The following is a 14,235-nucleotide window of genomic DNA, read 5'->3' as shown; positions in this document are numbered from 1 at the left end:
CAATCGAGCAGCTGCAGCTGATATCAGGTACGGCTGCGCATGAATCTGACAGTTTCAAGGGCGGGCGCTCTTGCTGTCATTGCCACCATCCCGAAATACACGATTGAATACAGCAGCCCGAAAATGAAGAGCTGCCCTATCGAATTAATGTTGTATGTACCCACAGTGTCGCGGGCCAGCCACACGCTCAGGTATGCGGCGCCCGAGCCCAGCAGCCCCGGCGCGATCCAGTTAATGATGTCGCGCACTCTGATGCCGAGTACTTTTGCGACCAGCATAAAACTGAACGGCGTCACGATAAGCAGTGCGAGCACATAGATATCCACCAGTTGCGCTACGTTACCGGAGTGAATGAGCGTGATTGCGGGCAGTACCGCGGCGAGCTTGAGCAGGGTCAGCCAGAGCGTGAGGTGCGGCCTGCCGACCGCTGTCAGATAGGGGCCGTTGGCGAACTGGATGCATTGCATGCCGCCGATCAGCATCAGCGGCGCCATCACCAATTCGCTCCCCGCCCATTTGTTGCCGAACAGCAGATGAGTGATTTCGGGGCTCAATGCCGCCATCGCAAAAAATATCGGGGTGCCGAACAACGAGCTCGTGGACACTACTCTTTTATAGGTCGCCGCGAGCCGGGCGCTGTCATGGGCGATCTTCGACAGTGCGCTCAGTGAAACATCCATGAATGCGCGGAACAGCAATTCCATCGCCGTCAGATACAGTTTCGACCCTATTGTATAGATTCCCAGCGCAGCGACGCCGTGCAAGGTAACGATCACGAAATCGATGGCCCGTGTGGCGAAGAAATCCATCAGCCGGGCAGAGAAGATGCTGGCGCCGAACTTGCCGATTGTTTTAAAAGATATGACATCGTACTGGCGGGTGGGCACCCAGCGAGGTTTTCGCCATAACCAGATCAGACCTGCCACCGTATAGGTCGCCGACTGGGCGATCAGGCTCCATGCGCCCATGCCCATGACCGCGCAGCTTACGCCGACCACCCCCGAGGCGATCAAGGCCACAAATTGCCGGATCGCGAGCGGTTTGAAATCGAGATCGCGTTTGTACAGCGCTTCCTGAAACGCGGTTGCCGTAGCCAGCGGCGCGAACATGCTCGCGACGATCAGATACGGCGCGAGGCCGGATACATTGATCAGGCGTTCGATCTGGTGAGCGAATAGCGTGACAATCAGCGACAGGGCGATGGCCCCGCCGACGCCTGCCACGAATGGCAGCGTGATATCGCGCTTCGCGATATCCTTGCGCTGGATCAGCGCATCCGCAAACCCGAATTCGGCAACCATCTGCTGGAGCAGCAAGACCAGCGCAACCGCGCCCGCAATGCCGAATTCGGTCGGATTCAGCAGGCGCGCCAGGATCAGATAGAGCAGCAAATTCAGCGCCTTGACGCCCCAGCTCTGCACAACGGACCAGCGCAAGCTGGACATGACTTTGTTGCGTAACGGGTCTGTCATGATGTAGTCATTGCGGAAGGGTGCCCCATGATGCGTTCGCGTGCGGATGAATCAAGGGCGTTGAGGAGTGTGCGGATAAAGGCGGCCTGAGCGGCGAATGCATGCGTTGAATCGGGGTCTATCGATGACACTCGGAACAGCAGGCCGTCGGGCACTTTGCCGGTTAATCCGTATTTGAAACGCGCGAATTTCCATTTAAGGCTTTCGACTGCGATCTGATCCCCTACCGTTGTCCAGTAGGTAATCGGCTCTATTCTGGCGCGTTGCACTGCCACCATGTGGACGACCGGGATCCGGGTTGTTGCGGCTACGTTTAATACGCCAGTCGAGTGCTGGGTTATTTTGAATCCCTGGGCGGGATAGCAGGCTTCCGGTTTATGCACTTGCATGCCGTTGCGCTGATCCTTGCCGTATGCGATCGTCAACATGATCTGCTCCCCGCGCGCGTTGACATATGTGCGTGCCAGGGTTTGCGCATACAGCTTTTCGGATAAGGTGTTTTTGTCGTTCGGGTTGGTATCGTTGGAACCGGAAATGATGTCCAGATCCTGTACCTGCTGCCAATCGCCAAACTGTTTGGGTATCAGGGTTTTCAGATTGATCGGTGGATTGACGTCCGCCGCCATTTCGGTCGGCGTCAGCATTGCCGCCAATAAGGCTGCCGCAATCATGGCCAGCCCTGTTAACCAGGATTTGAGAGGAATCGCGTTCATGCCGTATGCCCGCCTTGTTTGAACAGCAGACCCAGAACCCAATCCCACAGCATGAGGCTGAGCAGGGCGACTATAAACAGCACGATGCCGGCAAAGCCGTGAATAAAGCCTTGCCCGGCTTCATCACCCCGGAAATAGGTTACCAGGGTAATGACGATGACGCGTATTACGTTGGCGGCAAAGGCGATGGGCAGGATGCCGGCGAAAATCAGGCCGTTTCTCAACCAGTTGCGGTATTGCATCAGATACACATACAAGACGCCGAGTGCGCTGAGTGAAAACATCGAATTCAGGCCGGAACAGGCGTCGGCTACCAGAAGCTGGTAATAACCGATGGAGAGCACCACGCCGTTGCGGGCGATGGGGAAGCCCAGGTGATACAGGATATTCTCGACCACAATGGAAACGTATTGTTTCAATGGCCCGGTCAGTGTGTCGATCAGCGGACCGGGTAGCGGGATCATGAACACCAGGAACAGGATGGGGAACCAGAAACTGCGCAGCCCCGTAACGCCGCGCATGACGAGCAGCATACCCGCCAGTATCGGCAATAACGAGCCGATTTCGAAAATGTAAATGGTCTGGGATTTGCCTAATGCATAAAACAATAGGCCGATAGCCAGGATCACGCCGCCGAGAACAGGCGAAGTCGATTTGGCAGGCTGAATGAATACGTCGCGACGTTGCCAGAAATAATAGAGCGACACCGCAAGGATAAGGGGACCGTGGCCTTGCTCTTCAGTCGTCCAAAGACCGCGGGCCAGCCCGTAAAAGATCGGCAGCAATATCACCGCCAGCCCGGCGATCACCGGCATCCATGTCAGCAGGGCAGGATACCCGTTGGCGGGAGGAGATGACATGTAGGTGCTATCTGAAGACATGCATTACACCTGATTGAGTACTGTGCCGATCAATTGTGCGCTGGTGCCGTTCAGGGTGTCGCGTATGCGTTCAAGATCGCGGTGCTTGGTGAGATCCTGACGTGCAACCAGGACGCTGCCTTCGCTGATAATGGCCAGATTTGCGCTTTCGGCGTGTTCGTTAAAGGCCGGAGTGTCGAATAAAATCACATCGTAATGCGGGCTCAGCTCGGTGAGTAATTTGGAGCGCAAGCCGCGTGCGATGATTTCAGCCGGGTTCGGCGGTATCGCGCCGGCGGGCAGCACGGATAATCCCGATAACGCGTCCAGCTTGACGATGCTCGACATGTCGGTGCGTTCCGCCAGCATGCTGGCCAAGCCTGCGCGGTTGTCCAGGTTGAATATCCGGTGTTGCCGTGGTGTGTGCATATCGGCATCGATCAGCAAGGTGCGCTGGCCGAGCTGGGCGAAAGCAACCGCCAGATTCGCGGCGAGATAACTGGTACCGACATTGCGGCTGGCGCCTAGCAGGGAGAGCATCTTTTTGCCGTTGTTGAACCAGCGGGAAAGTAACTGGTTGCGCAGCATGCGTATCTTTTCGGCAGGCTCGGTGAAGGGGCGATAGGCGCATATCAGTTCCGGGCTGAAGCCGCCCTCTCCCGGCGCGAGGTAGGTGTAATCGTATTGGTTGGCCAGGATGCGGCTGATGTCGTCTGCGGTTACCAGCCCCAGTTTTATTGCAGCCTCGCCGAATCTGATCGATTCATTGTTTTGCAGGCTCAATATGCTCTGGATATCCGTGATATGGATTTTTCCTGCCTGCAACAGCAGGTTGCCTATTGAATCGTCCGCGGAAGCGGGCGGCTGGATATATAGTTGCGGGGTATTCATTTTTTAAATTCTCCCTGACTAGTTCAGCTGTGGTCTCTGACGATTGGATAAACCCGGCAATCCCTTGTGTTTTGAGGGGGCGATGGCGTTGAGTGTGACTAGTACCGGCAGGCCTAATACGTCTGTCAAATCGGTTTCGGAACGGATGCGGCGATCCAGAAATTCTGCGATAAAAGTAAGCGCCAATCCAAGGAACGTACCGAGGAACAGGGCAAATACGATCACGAATGCCAGGCTTCTGCTGGACGGTTCAGTGGGGATTTTTGCCGGGTTGAGCAGTGAGATGTTGGTCTGGCTGGCCTGGCTGGTCATGCGGGTTTCGGTCGCCCGCTGTAATGCGAGGTCATAGGCTTTCTGCGCGTTGGCGATATCCTGTACCAGCACTGCACCTGCATCGCGGTTTTGCTTGAGTGCCAGCAGCTTCTGTTTTTGCGCGGCCAGTGATTCGCGTAATGCGGCTTCACGTTGCTGGGCTACGCGCATCGAGGTATTGACGCTTTCCTGTGCATTGCGGGTTTCCCGCGCGATCTGTTCACGCAAGGTATTTATTTCGGCGCGGGCTCGCTGGTAATCGGGGTGATTCACACCGACGCTTTTCGATAATTGATCGAGTTTCGCCTGATTTCTGGCAAGATCGGTTTTGAGCGACTGTATGACCGGATTATTCATAACGTCGGCTAACTGGTCGCCGGAGTGGCGGTTGCGCGATGTGCTGTCGTAGGTCTGGTCTTGCGCGGCGGCCAATTGGCTACCGATATCGTTGAGGCGCGCGCTTTCTACGTCCAGCCGTTCGTCGACGACGACTATGCCTTTGCTTTGCTGATAGTCGGATAGTCGTTTCTGTGCGGCTATTAGCTGCGACCGTAATTCATTTAGCTGGGACTGATACCATTTGTTGGCCTGCATGGCCGGTATCGTCTGCAAGTCGAGATTGGTCTGGATGTAGGCTTTGACAAACGCATTGGCGATGACCATGGCCGACTCAGGGTCAGTCGATTTGTATGCGACATCGATCAGATTGCTTTGCCGGGAAGGCGTGACGGAGAGACCTCTGAGCAGCAACTCTGCGATCCAGTCACGAATATCGCCTTTGCCGTCGGCTTCATCGACAAATTTCTTGTGCAGAGCCGGGTCTTGCGCCAGCTTGAGATCGTCCACCACCTTGAGTGCGACATTGTGGCTCGAGAGCACATCAACCTGCGTCGCGATATAGCTGGTCATTTGATCGGAAGAAGGGGTGCTGGCGGCGGGGCCCGAGATCGTGTCGGGCTGTTTGAAGTCGACGATGACGCTGGCTGTTGCTTCATAGCGGAGCGGCAATATCAATCTTGCGGCGACCGCTATCAGCACAGTGAGCGCTATCGTGATCAACAACACGGTTTTACGCGCCCATACCACTCTGAAAAAACTGATTATGTTCATGATATGCCTCTATGCCTGAAGGATTAGAACAGGCTTTCCTTAATATAAACGACGTCGTCAGGGAGGATTTGCGTATCCTCAGTCGCTGGCAAGGTGATGGTCTTTCCGTCCTTGTCTTTGCGGCGGATCTGTGCACCCCGCTCGGTGCCACGCAGGGTGATGCCGCCCCCCATGGCGATTGCCTGCATGAGGTTCATGTCCTTCTGCAGACGGAATGAACCGGGATGCTGTACTTCGCCGTAGATATAGAATACTTCCGCACGGGGTACATAAATGATATCGCCGCCGTGGATGGTGGAATTCATGGCCAACTGGCCATCGTTAAATAACGACAGGGTGTCTATCTTGGTCTGTTCGAGCTGATTGCCGTTTTTGTGGACCAGGACGACCGTATCCGAGCCGAGCGAGCTGATGCCGCCAGCCTGTGCGAGCAGATCGGTGATCGTGCTGGTGGATTCAAGGGCGTATTTGCCGGGTTTGTTGACCTGCCCCAGTATCGATATCAGTTTGCTGCGGTATTCCTTCACGACCAGATTGACATTGGGTTTGACGATGAATCCGCCCGACTCCAGCCCTTGCGCAATACGTTTTTGCGCTGCGCTGGCAGTGAGCCCCGCTATCTGTACCGAGCCCAGCAGCGGAACGGCGATTTTGCCGTCCTCATCGATTTGGGCTGCGTCCACCAGCAAGTCTGGATGGTCGTAAACCGTAATGTGCACGACGTCGCCCACACCCAGTCGGTATTCATCGGCATGGGCGGGAAGCGCGAATGCAGCCAACATTACAATCAGGAAATAAAATAGTTTACGCATGATGTGATCCGCCTTTCGAAAAGTCCAGTAAGGCCCTGCAAGTGATTTACAGGATTCATTGGTTTTGATGATTAAGAAGCCAGTGTTGTCGTATCGTCTGTCAGAATGCATGATTGAGTCCTACCATCAGGCTGTCGTACCGATAGCTGTTACCCTCGATATTGGAGCTGCGTACACCCTTTTCCGCGATAAAGTTAAGTCTGGTATTGCGGAATATCGTGTAAGTAACGCCCAAATCCAATAAGGAGACTTGATCCACGCGATGCGGCGTATTCAGGAAATCGACGCTGTCCCGCTGGGCGCTTAAATCAACGCTGATTTTTGAGGTGGCTGTCCAGGTCGCCCGTGCCGATACGCCCTGAGTGACATCGTAGGTGGATGTGTTGGTAATATAGCTGCCGATGTCGCGATAAACGGCGAGATTGAATTTGGTTTTGCCGGTGGCGAACCAGTCCGCGCTAATTCTGCCGGTTACCCCGGAGTAATTCTGCTGCTGCGCATTGGGGTAATCGCGTTTGGTGTAATTTACCTTGCCTTCTATCCTGGTTTTTCCGGTCGCAACCCAGTCAAACCCGATACCGTTATCGTACTGGGTGTAACTGTTGACCGGGGTTGGCTGGGTTGGATAGCTCGCATTGCTGACGGTGCTATTGAAATCAATTTTGCTGCCTTTTGGTGTCAGATAGCGGAAGCCCGTCTTGTAAGTGTCAATATTGCTGTCATTGAATATTTGCGTAATGTCGCTATTGCTGGACTGGTCTTTCTGTGCGCCCAGTTTGAGTTGCCAGCGATTATCGAGCTTTACGTAACCGTTAAAGAATACGCTTTGCGTCGTAATCATGTTCGCGAGCGGTTTGCGGGTGTAGGTAAAAGGCGCGAGAGCCAGTTTCTCGGTGGTGCCGACATTGCCTTGCAGCATGTCGCCGATCAGCCAATCCCATTTCAAAGCGTAGTTATGCCCGCTGTAATCCAGCTGATTGTAAGTGTCAAAATTGACCCGGTTTGCTTCGACGTGGCCGGTCAGGAATTGGCGGCCCAGTTTCCAGTTCATTTTGACGCCTGCGGCATAGGTCTGATACGACTCGGCGGTAGAAGTGGTCCCGAGTGTGGCAAGTGCGGCCTGGTCATTCGGCAACAGGAACAGATTGCTGTTGTACATGTACGCCGCCGACACATAAGGCGAAAAAGTGTCGTTCAAATCTGCATGAGCAAGCGAATTCGTGCAGATGAGGCAGGGCGCAAATAGCCACTTTAAAGGGTGTATCCAGCCCTTTGAATCTTTGGGCCGGGGGGAGTTGTCAAGCATTACGTTGGTATATGTCTTCATAACGAACAATATCATCCTCGCCCAGATAGGTGCCGGATTGCACTTCGATCAGATGTAAGGGGACTTTGCCCGGATTTTCCAGCCGATGTTTGCTGCCGAGCGGAATATAGGTTGACTGGTTTTCGCAGAGCATGATTTCTTCTTCGCCACGCACCACCATCGCCGTTCCTGAAACGACAACCCAGTGTTCCGCACGATGATGGTGCATCTGCAGGGACAGTTTGGCGCCAGGTTTGACCATGATGCGTTTGACCTGGAAACGGCTGCCGGCATCGATGCCCTCATACCAGCCCCATGGCCGGTAAACCCGTTCATGGTAAAGATGCTCGCTGCGGGACTGTTCCTTGAGCTTGTCCACGATGAGTTTGACGTCCTGAGCGCGGTCTCTGGGAGCGATCAATATCGCATCAGCGGTTTCGATAATCATCAGGTTTTCTACTCCTAATGCCACAACCAGACGGGACTCGGCCCGGATAAGGTTGTGATTGGCATCTTCTATAATCACGTCGCCGCGAATGACATTATTGGCGGCATCTTTTTCGCTTACTTCCCATATGGAGTTCCATGCGCCAATATCGTTCCATTGGATGTCAGCAGGAACCACTGCCGCCTTGTCGGTTCTTTCCATTACGGCGTAGTCAATAGATTCTGATGGGCAAGCGGTAAATGCTGTCGGATCAAGACGGATAAAATCCAGGTCGTTCTTGGCTTGGTCGAGCGCAGTTGAGCATGCGTCCAGGATGTCGGGACGCAGCCGGCGCAATTCTTCGATGATGTCGTTGACCTTGAACAGGAACATGCCACTATTCCAGTAGTATTCGCCGCTGGCAACGTATTGTCCGGCGGTTGCAAGGTCGGGCTTTTCTACAAATTCGCGCACCTGATAGCCATGAGTGTGGCCGGGAAGCGCATCGCCCTGGCGGATATAGCCGAATCCGGTGTCGGGTGTTTTCGCGACGATGCCGAAGGTGGCAAGATAACCTAGCGCGGCGATTTGGGCGGCGTGTGCCACGGCGAGATGAAAGGCGGCTACATCGCCGATCAGGTGGTCGGCTGGCAGCACCAGCATCAGCGCATCGGGGTCCTGCTGCTGTATGGACAGGGCGGCTATCGCGATCGCCGGCGCGGTATTGCGCCCCGTCGGTTCCAGTACTATGGCATTCGGTCGTACGTCCATCGCCCGTAATTGTTCGGCGATCATGAAACGATGTTCCTGATTGCAGATAATCAGCGGTGCGGCGGTATTGGGTAAATCGACAATGCGTTTTACGGTTTCCTGGAATAGCGTTTGCTCCGTAAGTAAAGGCAGCAATTGCTTGGGTAGTGCAGCGCGGGATAAAGGCCATAGTCTTGTGCCGGAGCCGCCAGAGAGGATGACTGGGTAGAGCTTTTGATGCATGTGCTGATTTCCTTTCATAACATGGTTCGCAAACTGGCACTGGCAGCATGGTTTGATTATTCACCAAGCTAATATCGTGCCTGGAATGCGAATTGTCTGTTCGGGGTTGTTATCTTATACTATAAATGTGTAATAGTATATCTGTAGTTATGTTACAGTGTTATTCTTACATTTATATTTTCCAATATCCATTCTGTTCCATTCTTTAAAAATTCTGAACGCAAAAGTGCAATGAACTGGTTGTAATAATAAATCGCAGATTACGTTGTTATGATGACATAAATTTTATTGTCATGTTTTTTGCTTGGCATTCTGATTGATCCTGTTGCGTTAACGAATTTTTAGGAAAATTGAATCAAGCGCTCTATCTTTCATATAAAAGGATTATTTATGGTTGGTGGTTATGAACATCCTGCGTTAAGTCTGGCAAAGCGTCTGGTCAATCCCCTGGTTATCTTCGTTTCATTGCTTATCGCGGTGGAGGTTATGTCGCCGCCATTCAATGGCATGCACCTGGTACTGGGAGTATTGGCATTCCTGATAGGTTCGCAAGTATTCGACGGTTTCGAGTTCTTTGAACTGCGTGGCCAGCAGGCAAGAATCGGTTGGCATATCGTTAATTTGCTGATTGCCTGGACGATAACAGTGGGTATTTTGATCATTCTGGATATGGCTACCGGAATGGGTGATGCCTATGACAGGCGGATGCTCATGGTCTGGGTAGTGCTTACCCCGGTGCTGCTGTTTGCCAGTCAGTTCGCAGTGCGTGTCTATCTGGAAGCGTTGCGCAAGGACGGGAAAATCCGCCGTGCCATCATCGTCGGCGCAAATGACCTCGGTTGCAAACTGGCTGACCGCATTCATCATCAGCGTAGCCTGATGGTGCGTGTGGATGCGTTTTTCGATGACAGGCTGGATGACCGTTGCGATCCGAGTTTATTGTCCATCGTCGCGGGCGGGCTGGATGATGTGGCTGATTATGTGACCAAATCGAATATCGATCTGGTTTACATTACGCTGCCTATCCTCAAGCAGTCGCGCATTGTCGAGTTGGTGAATTCGTTGCGGGATACGACCGCTTCCATTTATTTTGTCCCGGATGTTTTCATTTTCGATCTGGTGCAGGCGCGGCTGGATAGCGTCAACGGTGTACCGGTCATTTCGGTATTTGAATCCCCTCTGGTGGGGATCAATGCAGTGCATAAACGGATTTTCGATCTGGTGGTGTCGGGTACGATTTTATTGATGATCGCGCCGATTATGGTGATTATCGCTGCGCTGGTGAAACTGACATCCAAAGGCCCGGTTTTCTTCAAGCAGCGTCGTTACGGGATGGATGGCGAGGAGATATGGGTTTATAAATTCCGTTCCATGTCGGTGTGTGAAGATGGCGACAAAGTCACTCAGGCGACCAAAAATGATGCGCGCGTGACCCGGCTTGGTGCGATTCTGCGCAAAACATCTCTGGATGAATTGCCCCAGCTGATCAATGTGCTGCAGGGCTCCATGAGTATTGTCGGTCCGCGTCCGCATGCCGTTGCGCATAATGAACACTACCGTAAATTGATACAGGGTTATATGTGGCGGCATAAGGTGAAGCCCGGTATTACCGGATGGGCGCAAGTCAATGGCTATCGGGGGGAAACGGATACGATAGACAAAATGGAGGGGCGTGTTTTGCACGATATCAGCTACCTGAAGAACTGGTCAATTTGGCTGGATATCACCATTATGCTGAAGACAATCAAGCTGGTATTCAAGGACAGTCAGGCTTATTAATTTTTAATATTATCGTGTTGTCATATTTTTGGCACATTGCATGCTTAATATATGGATGGGGCAAGTTTGGTATTTGTCTTACAAGCTCCGCTGCTGTTTGTTAATCAACAAATTCTGAAAAGGAGTGTCAGATGAAAGTATATAAAACAGCCCAGTCGCTAATCTTGGCGGCGGTGATATTTTTAGGTTTTGCCGGTAATGCGGGCGCCGTAACAGTCAGCGAAACCGGGCCGAATGGCACCACGGTAGTGGTGACGGGTGTTGGCGAAGGTTCGGGCACATGGTCTGTCACGTCAGCAGTGCCTGAGGCAGACGCCTGGGCAATGATGGTGTTGGGGTTGGGTCTGGTGGGTTTGCGATTGCGTGGTAAAAAAGGCAAGACTTCGGTTGAATCCTGATTAGACATTAATGAGCAAACTTTCTCTGGGGGTAGCGTTGATACGCTACCCTTTTTTTGTTTGGCTCCCGCTTCAGGATTGGCCGCATTCCGGCTCCGGCTGTTTGCGAAGCCGATACTCGGGTAATGAAGGGCGCAGGGTTAGGTCTGGTTGCTCTGTAACTGTGGCGAAGGACAAGGAGTGCGGATTTGATAAACGGCCGTAGCGTTTAATTGAATATTGAAGGTTGGCATGATGTGTTGCTTTTTTGCCAAACGCGAAATTAGTAGGTTGATATTTTCTTGTTATTATGTAAGATAAACACTGTATCAATAGTCTTGATACAGTGTTTGTCGTGTTTTCAATTTCTCCAATCGGTATTTAAGGAGATGTCTTTTACAGGAGTACTGAAATGAAAGTGAATAAACTTATCAAGTTACTGGGTATGGCTGCTGTTGTATCTTTTGGTTTTGCAGCGAATGCGAATGCGGTATCCATTAATGCGCTCCACAGTGATGGCCACCCTAATTATCATAGTGCTGTGGCTGCTGTTCCCGAGGCTGACAGTTGGGCAATGATGGCAATAGGCTTGGGTCTGGTAGGCCTGCGTTTGCGTCGCAAAAGCAAAAAAGCACAAGATGCCGTGAAGTAATCACATTAAGTGATAGGTAGTTCGTGATAAAAAACGACAGGATTTTTCCTGTCGTTTTTTATGAGTTAAATGTATCGGATAGGGAAGTTGAAAAAGGGATTCGGCTTCACTGATTGCTCATTAACGGACGCATCGCGGTTAACAGGCTGGAGAAGAGTTTGGGATGCGCTTTTTCCTGGTCGGCAAGCATGACTTTCATGCTCTGCCGTTGCATGGGCATGCTGAAACATGCCGGGCAATTTTCCTGTACCACAGGCAGATTGGCACTTTTGGCGAAATCGCTGGTCTGGCGTTCGCGCGCATACACCAGAGGGCGGATGATACGGACGTCGCCGGCATCGTTGGTGTAATGCGCCTGCATGGTGCGCAGTTTGCCGCCAAAGAATGCCGACATCATGAACGTCTCGGCAAGGTCGTCGAGATGCTGGGCGAGCGCCAGTACGTTGTAATGATTTTCGCGGGCGACGCGGTAGAGTATGCCACGGCGCATGCGGGAACAATAGGCGCAGAACGAGTCACCGGTCATGTTCTGCTTGGCGGATTCCAGTACCGGCTGACTTTCATAGAAATACGGTACGCCTAAAGCCGCCAGGTATGGCTTCAGCACGCTGGGATCGTAATCCGGCGATTGCGGATCGACCGTGCAGGCGCCCAGCTCGAATTTTACCGGCGCCCGTTTTTGCAGGTCGAGCAGGATATGCAGCAGTGACAGCGAATCCTTGCCGCCGGAGATGCCGAGCAATATCCGGTCGCCGTTACGGATCATGTCGAAATCGCCAATTGCCCGTCCGGCAGCAGAGAGTAGCGAACGCGGCGGTTTGACGGCGGCGTATCCGGTCGCGTTATTCATGAAATTGCAAGCGGTGAAGGTGGGCGTAAATGCCTTTGCGGGTGATGAGTTCGGCATGCTTGCCGATTTCCACGATGCGCCCCTGCTGCATCACCGCGATGCGGTCCGCATTTTCGATGGTGGACAGGCGGTGGGCGATCACCAGCGTGGTGCGGCCCTGCATCAGGGTTTCCAGCGCAGCCTGGACATGGCGTTCGGATTCGGTGTCCAGCGCCGAGGTGGCTTCATCCAGTATCAGTACCGGTGCATTCTTGAGCAGCGCGCGGGCGATGGCGATACGCTGGCGCTGGCCGCCGGAGAGCTTGACGCCATTCTCGCCCACCATGGTTTTCAGGCCCAGCGGCTGCTCGCGGATGAACTCCATTGCATGAGCCGCTTCCGCAGCGCGCACAATTTCCTCTTCTGTTGCATTCGCCTGTGCGCCGTAAGCGATATTGGCCGCGATGGTATCATTGAACAGCACCACATCCTGCGACACCAGTGCGATATTGGCACGCAGCGAATCCAGCGTGATCGCGGTAATGTCATGGCCGTCGAGCAGGATCTGGCCGGAGGTCGGCGTATAGAAGCGCGGGATTAGATTGACCAGACTGGTTTTGCCGCTGCCTGAGGCGCCTACCAGCGCGATGGTCTCGCCGGGCTGAATGCTGAGATTGATATCGTCGAGTGCCGGTATGGATTTGTCAGGGTAGTGCAGGGTGACATTGCAAAAATCCAGTGCGCCTTTGGCGCGCGGCAGCTGTAGGGTGCCGTGGTCGATTTCGGTCTCGCTGTCGATCAGCTCGAACACCACTTCGGCAGCGGCCAGACCGCGCTGCAATTGCTCGTTGACGCCGGTCAAGCGCTTGACTGGGCCGAAGATCATCAGCATCGCGATCATGTAGGACACAAAGCCGCCGACGGTAAGCTCGCCGTGCAGGGCTTCCTGCGTAGCGATGTACACGATCAGTGCCACACCGAATGCGGCTACCAGTTGCACCACCGGACCGTTGGCGGCGGCAGCGGTAATGCCCTTCATGTAAAAGCGCCTGGCGTCGTTGACCGCGGTGCCGAAGCGCCGCAATTCGTAATCCTGGCCGCCGAAGATCTTGACTACCTTGTGCGCGCCGACGGATTCTTCGACCACATGGGTGATCTCGCCCAGATTCTGTTGCGCCTGGCGATTGATGTTGCGCAAGCGCTTGCTGACGTTGCGGATGATGAATACCGCCATCGGCGCGATCGCGACGATAATCAGCGTCAATTTCCAGTTCAGCCACAGCAGCCAGCCCAGCAGGCCGAGGATGGTCAGCGTGTCGCGTACCAGCAGCGTGACTGCGCTGGTGGCGGACTGGGTAACCTGGGTGACGTTGAAGACGACATGGGCGATGAGGGTGCCGGTGGAGCTGTTGTCATAAAACCGGGTAGGCATGGCGATCAGCTTGTTGAACATGGCCGCACGCAGGTCCATCACCAGCCTGCTGCCCACCCAGTTCATGCCGTAAGTGCTGGCGAAATCGGCGAGGCCGCGAATGAAGAACAGCCCTATCATCAGCAACGGGATGATGCGGATGAAATCAGGATCTTTCTGTACGAAACTGCCGTCCAGCAGCGGCTTGAACAGTGCCGGTACTGCCGGTTCTGCCGCTGCCATTACCGCCATGGCCGCTAATGCGCCGGCAAACATGCGCCAGTATGGACG

At 53.6% G+C, this 14,235-nt stretch carries 13 protein-coding genes; 3 read left to right on the top strand and 10 right to left on the bottom strand.

Going from position 1 to position 14,235, the window contains the following annotated elements; all coding sequences use genetic code 11:
• Positions 1-23: 23 nt before the first annotated feature.
• The 8 genes from CAP31_RS13075 to CAP31_RS13040 form a co-directional block, all read right to left on the bottom strand.
• Entirely contained in the window at positions 24-1,472 is a 1,449-nt protein-coding gene (locus CAP31_RS13075) for an oligosaccharide flippase family protein (protein WP_087447941.1), read from the bottom strand.
• Positions 1,469-2,185 (bottom strand): exosortase-associated protein EpsI, B-type, encoded by a 717-nt coding sequence (gene epsI, locus CAP31_RS13070; RefSeq protein ID WP_087447940.1) that lies wholly within the window; start codon positions 2,183-2,185, stop codon positions 1,469-1,471. Before epsI ends, CAP31_RS13075 begins: the two co-directional genes overlap by 4 nt.
• Entirely contained in the window at positions 2,182-3,066 is an 885-nt protein-coding gene (xrtB, locus tag CAP31_RS13065; protein ID WP_087447939.1) for an exosortase B, read from the bottom strand. Before xrtB ends, epsI begins: the two co-directional genes overlap by 4 nt.
• Before the next feature lie 3 nt (positions 3,067-3,069).
• Positions 3,070-3,936 carry a polysaccharide biosynthesis tyrosine autokinase gene (locus CAP31_RS13060; RefSeq protein WP_087447938.1) on the bottom strand — a complete coding sequence of 289 codons (867 nt, stop codon included), beginning with the start codon at positions 3,934-3,936 and terminating at the stop codon, positions 3,070-3,072.
• Positions 3,937-3,954: 18 nt separating this feature from the next.
• The gene (gene epsF, locus CAP31_RS13055) at positions 3,955-5,358 is read right to left on the bottom strand and encodes a chain length determinant protein EpsF (RefSeq protein WP_087447937.1); all 1,404 of its coding nucleotides are present in this window, start codon (positions 5,356-5,358) and stop codon (positions 3,955-3,957) included.
• Between the two features lie 23 nt (positions 5,359-5,381).
• Positions 5,382-6,170 (bottom strand): polysaccharide export protein EpsE, encoded by a 789-nt coding sequence (gene epsE, locus CAP31_RS13050; protein ID WP_189836620.1) that lies wholly within the window; start codon positions 6,168-6,170, stop codon positions 5,382-5,384.
• A gap of 100 nt (positions 6,171-6,270) precedes the next feature.
• On the bottom strand, positions 6,271-7,476 hold the full coding sequence (epsL, locus tag CAP31_RS13045) for an XrtB/PEP-CTERM-associated polysaccharide biosynthesis outer membrane protein EpsL (RefSeq protein ID WP_369802460.1): 1,206 nt from the start codon (positions 7,474-7,476) through the stop codon (positions 6,271-6,273).
• Positions 7,469-8,896, bottom strand: a complete 1,428-nt coding sequence (locus CAP31_RS13040) for a mannose-1-phosphate guanylyltransferase/mannose-6-phosphate isomerase (RefSeq protein WP_087447934.1) — start codon at positions 8,894-8,896, stop codon at positions 7,469-7,471. Before CAP31_RS13040 ends, epsL begins: the two co-directional genes overlap by 8 nt.
• Before the next feature lie 390 nt (positions 8,897-9,286).
• Between CAP31_RS13040 and CAP31_RS13035 the strand changes: the two genes are divergently transcribed.
• From CAP31_RS13035 to CAP31_RS13025, 3 genes are all read left to right on the top strand, one after another.
• Positions 9,287-10,675, top strand: coding sequence for an undecaprenyl-phosphate glucose phosphotransferase (locus CAP31_RS13035; protein WP_087447933.1), 1,389 nt, complete (start codon positions 9,287-9,289; stop codon positions 10,673-10,675).
• 131 nt (positions 10,676-10,806) lie between these two features.
• Positions 10,807-11,073: a PEP-CTERM sorting domain-containing protein gene (locus CAP31_RS13030; protein WP_087447932.1), complete on the top strand. Its 267-nt coding sequence runs from the start codon at positions 10,807-10,809 to the stop codon at positions 11,071-11,073.
• 391 nt (positions 11,074-11,464) lie between these two features.
• Positions 11,465-11,704 (top strand): PEP-CTERM sorting domain-containing protein, encoded by a 240-nt coding sequence (locus CAP31_RS13025; protein WP_087447931.1) that lies wholly within the window; start codon positions 11,465-11,467, stop codon positions 11,702-11,704.
• Positions 11,705-11,810: 106 nt separating this feature from the next.
• Here CAP31_RS13025 and CAP31_RS13020 read toward each other — a convergent pair whose 3' ends face one another.
• Positions 11,811-12,554 (bottom strand): ATP-binding protein, encoded by a 744-nt coding sequence (locus CAP31_RS13020; RefSeq protein WP_087447930.1) that lies wholly within the window; start codon positions 12,552-12,554, stop codon positions 11,811-11,813.
• Positions 12,547-14,220 (bottom strand): lipid A export permease/ATP-binding protein MsbA, encoded by a 1,674-nt coding sequence (msbA, locus tag CAP31_RS13015; protein WP_255377138.1) that lies wholly within the window; start codon positions 14,218-14,220, stop codon positions 12,547-12,549. The genes CAP31_RS13020 and msbA overlap by 8 nt, the downstream gene beginning before the upstream one ends.
• Positions 14,221-14,235 lie beyond the last annotated feature (15 nt).

It is taken from the genome of Sulfuriferula sp. AH1, assembly GCF_002162035.1.
GTDB lineage: Bacteria > Pseudomonadota > Gammaproteobacteria > Burkholderiales > Sulfuriferulaceae > Sulfuriferula.
Note: the sequence above shows the minus strand (reverse complement) of the source record. Positions and strands in the feature narration are given on the sequence as shown.